Raw genomic sequence first — 7,071 nt, forward strand, 5'->3', positions numbered from 1 at the left:
GATTAGGCGTGTGGCTCAGAGGGCTAGGACTGCAATAACGAGTTACAGCCCGGTGGCGTCTGTCGTTGATCCCGAGTTCGGTGTTAGGGTTAGCATTGAGTCTGAGCCGGTGAGCCCAGGCTCAATGAGCATTAGGGTTTTGCCCAGGAAGCCATGGACGCTTCCCGAGTTGATTAGGCGAGGCATGATCAACATCGAGGACTCGGCTAGGTTGTGGCTACTCGCCGACCACAGGGTCCCGATCCTGATAATCGGCCCAATGGGCTCTGGAAAGACTAGCCTACAAAACGCCATCGCCTACATGCTAGTCACGAGGTCCATGGCGTTGATCATGGATGTTGCGGAGTTATTCCTGCCGTTTCACCAGGTGGTTAAGCCAATGCTTGAGCGGGTAGCCTACGCCCACGGCATACGCTCAATAGACAAGGCCGAGTTGATTAGGCAAGCCCTTAGGAGTGGTGTGGACGTAATAGTCCTAAACGAGGCTAGGAGTGGCAGTGAGTTCAAGGCATTGGCTGAGGCAGTAACCCTCGGTCACGGTGCATTGACCACATTCCACGCCGAAAACATTGAAGCAGCAAGGGCTAGGCTTAGGAGCCTCGGCTTCGAGGCTGAGGAGTTACTGAGCTCTCGGTGATTGTCGAGGTTGGCATGAGTAGGGATGTTAGGTTTAACACCGAAACAGGGGTGTATGAGGTTGTCACTAGGAGGTTTGTTAGGAAAATACACAACACGGAGCCCTACATAAACGCCTTAATCAGGGACTACGGTGTTGACTACGTAAATAGGCAGTTGGGGGTTTAGGACTGCCTTCCTAACGAAGGCAGTCAACGCAGGCTTAAACCACGAGCAACTAGCCAACCTACTCTACATCTTCTACAAGCAACCTGAGGCCGTACTCAAGAGCGTCGACATTACGGCTGAGGTGAGTAATGAGACTATTAATGAGCAAGCAAAGCCACTGCCCCTACCAGATGAATTGCTTAGCCTCGATTCCGAGTTTGAGCCTTATAAAGCTGAGAAGGGTGTTGGTTGATGCTTAGGCCCAGGTTCGTCATAGCCACATTCTTCAGTGGTTCCAAGGGAGGCACTGGTAAGTCAACACTAGCCGCTAACCTAGCCATAACGATGAGCCAGTCGCTTAGGTCTAACGTATTGTTGATTGACCTTGGCATTGACTCGAGCCAGACGGCCAGTAGGACACTGGGCGTTGTTCCGGAGAGGCTTGGCGCACTGGACTTCCTAATTGGCTCGATCAACGACGTCAATCAACTACTTAGTAGGTCTACTTACATGCCCTCAGTCCTCGTTGTACCACCAGGCAACGTCAAGTCTTACCAACTAACGATCAATGTTAACGAATCCTTCAACAGGTGGGTTTACATGGTTAATTCTATTGTTATGGCTACCGGCTCCCAGTTGGTGCTTGTGGACTTACCGGCCAACGCACCAATGCCGGTCTTGATACCGGCGCTGGTCACGTCGCAAATCATTAACGTGGTCCTAGACCACGCAACGTACAGCGAGTACGTGCTTAGGGAGATCGACGACACGTACATACAGCCAATGATTACTCAACTCAAGTACAGGAAGGTAATAAACGTGGTCCTAAACAAGGCACTACCAGGACTCGACACCATCGAGTCAAGGGTAAGGGGGGGCTTCGCACGCAACGGCGAGGTCTTCACAGTACCAATGAGCCCCATTGCACAGTACCTAACGGCAACCATGAAGCCAGCAATACTCTACGAACCAAAGGGATCACTAACACAATTCAAAAAAGCCATTGAGACCATGACCAACGCACTAACGAGGCAGGTGAAGGTGTTGCTTACGGGGGGGTCAATAAGCCTATCATGAATTTACGGGTTATTAATCACTAAATAAATATTGTTTTAACTAGAATCATAACCATGGGCTATAGAATAGCTTAACGTAACGGTGCTTTATACTGCATTCATTACTTGTTAACGTATTAATTGGCTTTCTAATGTATTGAGTGGTCTTTATCGGATGTTGACTACTATGACCTCCTAAACGATCCTTAAGCCCATTCCCGTAAACATTATTATTAATGTTAATGTTAATTATTATTGTGATATTGCACTGCGTAATACTGTTTCCCTCGATATTGTTTCTTCGTTCGTACCCAAAACTTATTGGTGGTATTATTACCATCATGTACTGTCATGTTAAAGTTACTAATAAGGATTTAGTACGTGAACCCCCCCGAGAAGGGCTATCTAGCTCCACTCAACTATTAATTCTGTGACTAAGTAGTAATCAATCCCTTAATCCCTAATAAATCACTCTCCCTTTTAAATCAATCATTAGACCCTATTGATGAGCAGTCAAAACCCAGTGAGTAACTTCCTCAGGGGGGGCTTGCTTGGTGGTAGGGATGATCAATCGAGTGCCCAGCCCAAGCCCGTTGTTGATTCCTTGCCTACTCCTCCACCGCCTAGCCAAGGCCAGCCCCTGCCTTTCCCCAGTGCTGGTCAGACCATCCTCGAGTCTGTTCTTGCTGAGATTGATAGGTTGTCGAGTATTGATAGGGCTATAATAGTGACCAAGCTACTAAACAGTGATGAGCCTTTGAGGCGGGTTGGTGCCGAGGACTGGGCTAAATTGATTGAGGAGAGGGTTGGCAAGCCATACGCCGAGGCCTTCAGTAGGTGGCTTAGGGCTAGGTGCAACTGCGGAGCTGGTGAAAACCAATGAGGTTGTTTAGGAGGGATGGCTTGCATCAAGTCGAGAGGGAGATTAGGGAGTTGGGCAGTTTAAGGCTTAGGATGGCTAGGGTTAAGCCGGTAAAAAGCGGTGATGGGGGATTTAACGAGGTTCGTTAATTCCTGGTCCATGAGGTGCGCAGAGCCACTTAGGAATTACTGCCACGCAGTCCTTTCGAGGCTGGTCAACTACTTCACACCTGAATCAATCAATGAGCTCTTAAGCGAGGTTGTTGCTAGGGGGTTGAGCATTGAGGCTGCATTAATACTACTTTCGCAGTGTAATCTAATTCATTGCAACGAGTACTCCCTGAGGGAGTACATGGAGACCGGTAAAGTCGAAATTAACCAGTTAATGGGCATCCTACAGAGTGAGGGTGTTAAAGTAAGCCCCCCCGAAGACCTTGGGGCCATTGTTAATGGTGATTACAGGGTTAATCAGACCAGGGGGGCGATGGGTTTTCTTGGTTGCCTAGGTTTGTTAGGCTTCGCCGTTGATTGGCTAGCCCCCCCTTTTAAGGCTGTTAATTAGTCAAATCGATGGTTAAAATCGACTCCAAGGTATACATCGCAATCCTAATTGGATTAGCCATAATGGGCATGGCCTACAAGCCACTGATTTTGCTCCTAATCCCAGCACTGGCCTACAGAGACTTTAGGGAATGGCTCATTGAGTCAATACTAAGCCTCACCTACCAAACCTGGCACCCAAGCTAGTTATGGGCGGTGACTACGTCTTTGATGCCAGGAACGGCATCATGCATGTTTTCTACAAGGCAGAGCCAATGCTAGATATAAGCCGATTAACTGGCAGTCAGTACGTTGGCTTGTTTGATGAGCTCATTAGGAGGTTGAATCTAGGCGTTAATGAGGCTGTTGCCTTCATTAGGCTTGGCAATGACAGGTTCATTAGGCTTTCAAGAGCCGTTAAAGGCGAAAATGAACTTCCCGACTTCAGCAATTGGCTTGGTGCCAAGGAAAGCCTGCTTAGGCAGTACTTCATAATCAAGCCATTGGGTGGCGAGGACTTGAGGAGGCTAGTCGGCTTCCCAACAGCATTAAGCAAATCGAGGCTGATAATTGCGTTGGCAATCCTAACCCTAGCCTCATACCTACTGTTTAGGATTTACGGGTTAATAATCATCGCCGTGTTAACGGCGGTCGCTGTTAAGGCATTGAGCAACTACTCCGTGATCAGGGGTGGTCAATTAAGCCTACTGAGGAGTAGGCTTGTTGCTTCGAGTAAGATCTACACAATGCCTAGTGATGACGACATACGTGCAGTCGCGTCTGCAGTGGCTAATTACCTACAGAACTACATGCTCGTGGTGTCCGGAAACCCGGAGTTTAGGGCGTTGGCCTCAAGTAGGGTGGCTAGGGAGTACGAGAGGCTTGTTGTTCAGGAGAGGGGGGGCAAGGCACTGCCGGCAGTGAGTAGGTGGCGTGTTGTCTTGGATAGGATTACGCAAAACGCCGAGGAGCCGATCAGGGCGTTAATCGCAAGCGATAGGGATTTGCCGGACAGCAACATGGTGATGAGGAGGTCGAGGAGTTTAATGCATTTGTGGGCTTTGCCTCAAATTGATGAGTTGAGTCATGACATTGCGATTGTGCCTGTATTCCACGGTGGTAAGTTAATCAGCGAGTCCTCGAGGGCCCGAGTAAGGCTTGGCCTGGATAGGGAGGGCAGCGAACTAATCATCGACCTGGACGCATTGCCCTCCGGCCACATGCTCGTCATCGGGCCAACTGGGATGGGTAAGACTTGGACTGTCTCTACAATACTGCATAGGTTGATGAGTAGTGGGATTAAAGCCTTGGTTCTAGACCCACACGGTGAGTACCTGAGGATACAAGGCATTGAGCCGATTGATGTCACTAAGAAGTTTATCAATATTTTTGAATTAGATGGTTTGACGGATGCGGAGAGGATTCATAGGCTAGTCACTGAATTCTCAATACTGGGCATTGACGGAAAGGCACTACTGCCGGACTTGAGGTTGATTTATGGTAACGGCATTCACAGGGACTTCTTTAAGGCGATGGAGTTCCTTAGGTCATCAACGGATGATGACGCCATTGCACTAGCCCTAGACAGGCTAGTGAGTTACCTCAAGGACGCAGAGATTGTGCCGGTTGAGGAGTTATTGAGCAACAAGGCGCTGTTGTTTAGCAGCGTTAGGGCTAGCCCTGACGTGATGGCCTTCCTAATGGGTGTTGTCGCTGACCACGTTTATTCACACGTGATGAGTAGGGGGGGCGTTGGCGAGAGGCTACAGCAATTGCTGGTTATTGACGAGGCTTATTACGTGTTGAATAGCCCGCTGGCTGAGTTGATGGTTAGAGGCTTAAGGAAGTTTGGGCTTGGCACAATATTCGTAACGCAGACGCTTAGTGGTGTAAGCAGTGATGTTTTGCAGAACATACCGTTGATAATAGTCTTGGGTGGAAACGACGCATACGTAGCCTCAATAAGCCAAGCACTACAACTAACAAGTGAAGACATAAAGTGGTTGACAACCGCACTACCACCACACATGCAGGGATTAACCACAAAAGCCCTAATAATCACAGGACCAATAAAGAGGCTAGGCGTAATAGAACTAGAGCCTTAGTTAAGGGACTGAGTCAATAAAGCCTAGGCCTACGCCTCGCACGCCGAGACCTCACACGCTCCTCATGATATCTCTGCAGGCCCGTCGCAATCAACGTTAACCCAGAGCCATTAATTGGACCTGCAATGGCCGAGAAGTTAATAGTGCTACTAGGTGGTTGCATAAGCGCTATCGCCATCCCCCCCATGGTCATTGTTGAGATCCCCCCCACAGCCACCATGACCAAGTCCTCCGAAACAATAATGACCTCTCCCATCGAAAAAATAACGAGAAGAACAATAATTATTAAAGTAATCACTAAAAGAAGGTAATTAAAAATAAAATTAACGATAAATGGTTGTTTAATACTTAATAAGTGGAATAGGTATGGGATCATGTTGGCGAATAGCATTAAGTAAATGAATAGGAGGGTCAGATACATGCCCGCCACGGGTGAGCCAACGATAATGAACGCCATCCAACTTGCCCCCCCATCAATACGATGCAATTGCTCAAGCACGTGACGCCGCTTTGACAGTAAATAAATATGACCAGCTAAGGTAATAATTAAGAATAGAGCGAACATGTAAAAATAGGGTAATGGTGGGGGGGGTTTAGTAAGTATACTGTATGGAAATTGAGGTAAGTAGTAGTAATATATTAAAAATGCTGCGATTGCCGTGAGAATCTGTGATATGAAAAATAATGATATGAACCTCTCTATACGAGGCTGTCTCCTCGACCCAATACTCATATTATTATTTAATAAGTATTGAGTGCGCCCCCCCTTATTAAGTTCATGCTTAAGTTGTTCGATGGATTTGCTTGGTTATGCCTAATCATCGAGGGCTTAATCGTGATTATCTACGGGTTGGTTAGGGGGGGAGGCGTTGAGGTTAGGCGTTTGGTGCTCGCTGGCTCTGCCCTTGTCCTCGCCTATTTTCTGCCGGGCATCCTCGGCATTGCCCCCCCTCCCGGCTCACCAGCCTACCTAGTGCTTTACCGCGAGGTCGAGGGTTTGGTGAGGGATTGGTCAATTGTTTACTACGCAAGTGCCTACGCAGGCCTTGCCTGGGCTGTTGGTATGACTGTTTTGAATGCCATTGCCGTGTTTTCCACCTTCGGCTTGGTCTCAGTCCCGGTTCAGTACCTGAGTGTTCTTCAGGATCTTGGTTGGGTGATTGACCCAATTGCGGATTCGGTATTCGCAATCATGCATGTTGCCCAGGTAATGACTGCCGTGCTTCACACAATCGCTTACCTGGCTTGGTTCAGCTACGCAATTGCCCCCCCATTGATAATTGCTATCGCGATTCCATTGATGGTTGTGGATAGGACTAGGGCATCTGGCGTTGCCCTACTCACCCTAACGCTGACCATATTGTTCACAACGAGTATTGCGGCAAAGGACGCGTTGATAGTCTCTAGGCTACAGCTCATGAATGAGACTGTAGCCCTAATGAATTGGCTGAGCCAAAACGCGCCAAATGCATCGTTCAGGGGCTTCCTAGTCATGAACAGCCAATACCCATACCTGGTGAGTGGTGCCTTGTACGGAATCAACTACACGGTAATCGGCAGGTCGGTAATGCCGATTGAGTACCCAGTGGCCACATTCACCGTGTTCACTGGTTCAGTCACGCCAATAAACGCCTTAGGCGTTCCCGAGATAAGCAACGCAACGTTTCTTTGGCTAGGCATTAGGCCGAGTTTTGAATGCGTATTACTCACCTACATAGGCAATGAGA

8 protein-coding genes and 1 pseudogene are annotated in these 7,071 nt (G+C 48.3%); 8 read left to right on the top strand and 1 reads right to left on the bottom strand.

From position 1 onward, the window contains the following. The 7 genes from tadA to JCM11216_RS13610 all read left to right on the top strand — a co-directional run. Positions 1 to 637: ATPase, T2SS/T4P/T4SS family (gene tadA / locus JCM11216_RS13585; protein ID WP_243676409.1), on the top strand; the 637-nt coding region annotated here is incomplete at its 5' end. Continuing rightward, positions 634 to 804, top strand: coding sequence for a hypothetical protein (locus tag JCM11216_RS20120; RefSeq protein ID WP_243676410.1), 171 nt, complete (start codon positions 634 to 636; stop codon positions 802 to 804). The genes tadA and JCM11216_RS20120, both read left to right, overlap by 4 nt. Before the next feature lie 231 nt (positions 805 to 1,035). Next, entirely contained in the window at positions 1,036 to 1,860 is an 825-nt protein-coding gene (locus JCM11216_RS13590; RefSeq protein ID WP_054854549.1) for a ParA family protein, read from the top strand. 483 nt (positions 1,861 to 2,343) lie between these two features. Then, the gene (locus tag JCM11216_RS13600) at positions 2,344 to 2,721 is read left to right on the top strand and encodes a hypothetical protein (protein WP_243676411.1); all 378 of its coding nucleotides are present in this window, start codon (positions 2,344 to 2,346) and stop codon (positions 2,719 to 2,721) included. A 99-nt stretch (positions 2,722 to 2,820) separates the two neighbouring features. Beyond that, a complete protein-coding gene (locus JCM11216_RS13605; RefSeq protein ID WP_243676412.1) occupies positions 2,821 to 3,261 on the top strand; it encodes a hypothetical protein in 441 nt (146 codons plus the stop codon). An 8-nt stretch (positions 3,262 to 3,269) separates the two neighbouring features. Next, positions 3,270 to 3,446, top strand: a complete 177-nt coding sequence (locus JCM11216_RS20125; protein ID WP_243676413.1) for a hypothetical protein — start codon at positions 3,270 to 3,272, stop codon at positions 3,444 to 3,446. Positions 3,447 to 3,448: 2 nt separating this feature from the next. Further along, positions 3,449 to 5,344, top strand: a complete 1,896-nt coding sequence (locus tag JCM11216_RS13610) for a DUF87 domain-containing protein (protein ID WP_054854552.1) — start codon at positions 3,449 to 3,451, stop codon at positions 5,342 to 5,344. A gap of 13 nt (positions 5,345 to 5,357) precedes the next feature. On the opposite strand, the gene JCM11216_RS20130 is transcribed toward JCM11216_RS13610, so the two are convergent. Beyond that, complete coding sequence (locus tag JCM11216_RS20130) at positions 5,358 to 5,600, bottom strand: hypothetical protein (protein WP_243676414.1); 243 nt, start codon at positions 5,598 to 5,600, stop codon at positions 5,358 to 5,360. A gap of 522 nt (positions 5,601 to 6,122) precedes the next feature. Here JCM11216_RS20130 and JCM11216_RS13620 point away from each other — a divergent pair. Further along, positions 6,123 to 7,071 (top strand): annotated as a pseudogene (locus JCM11216_RS13620) (hypothetical protein); the annotation flags it as partial.

Source organism: Vulcanisaeta distributa JCM 11216 (assembly GCF_001315985.1).
GTDB classification, from domain to species: Archaea; Thermoproteota; Thermoprotei; order Thermoproteales; family Thermocladiaceae; genus Vulcanisaeta; species Vulcanisaeta distributa_E.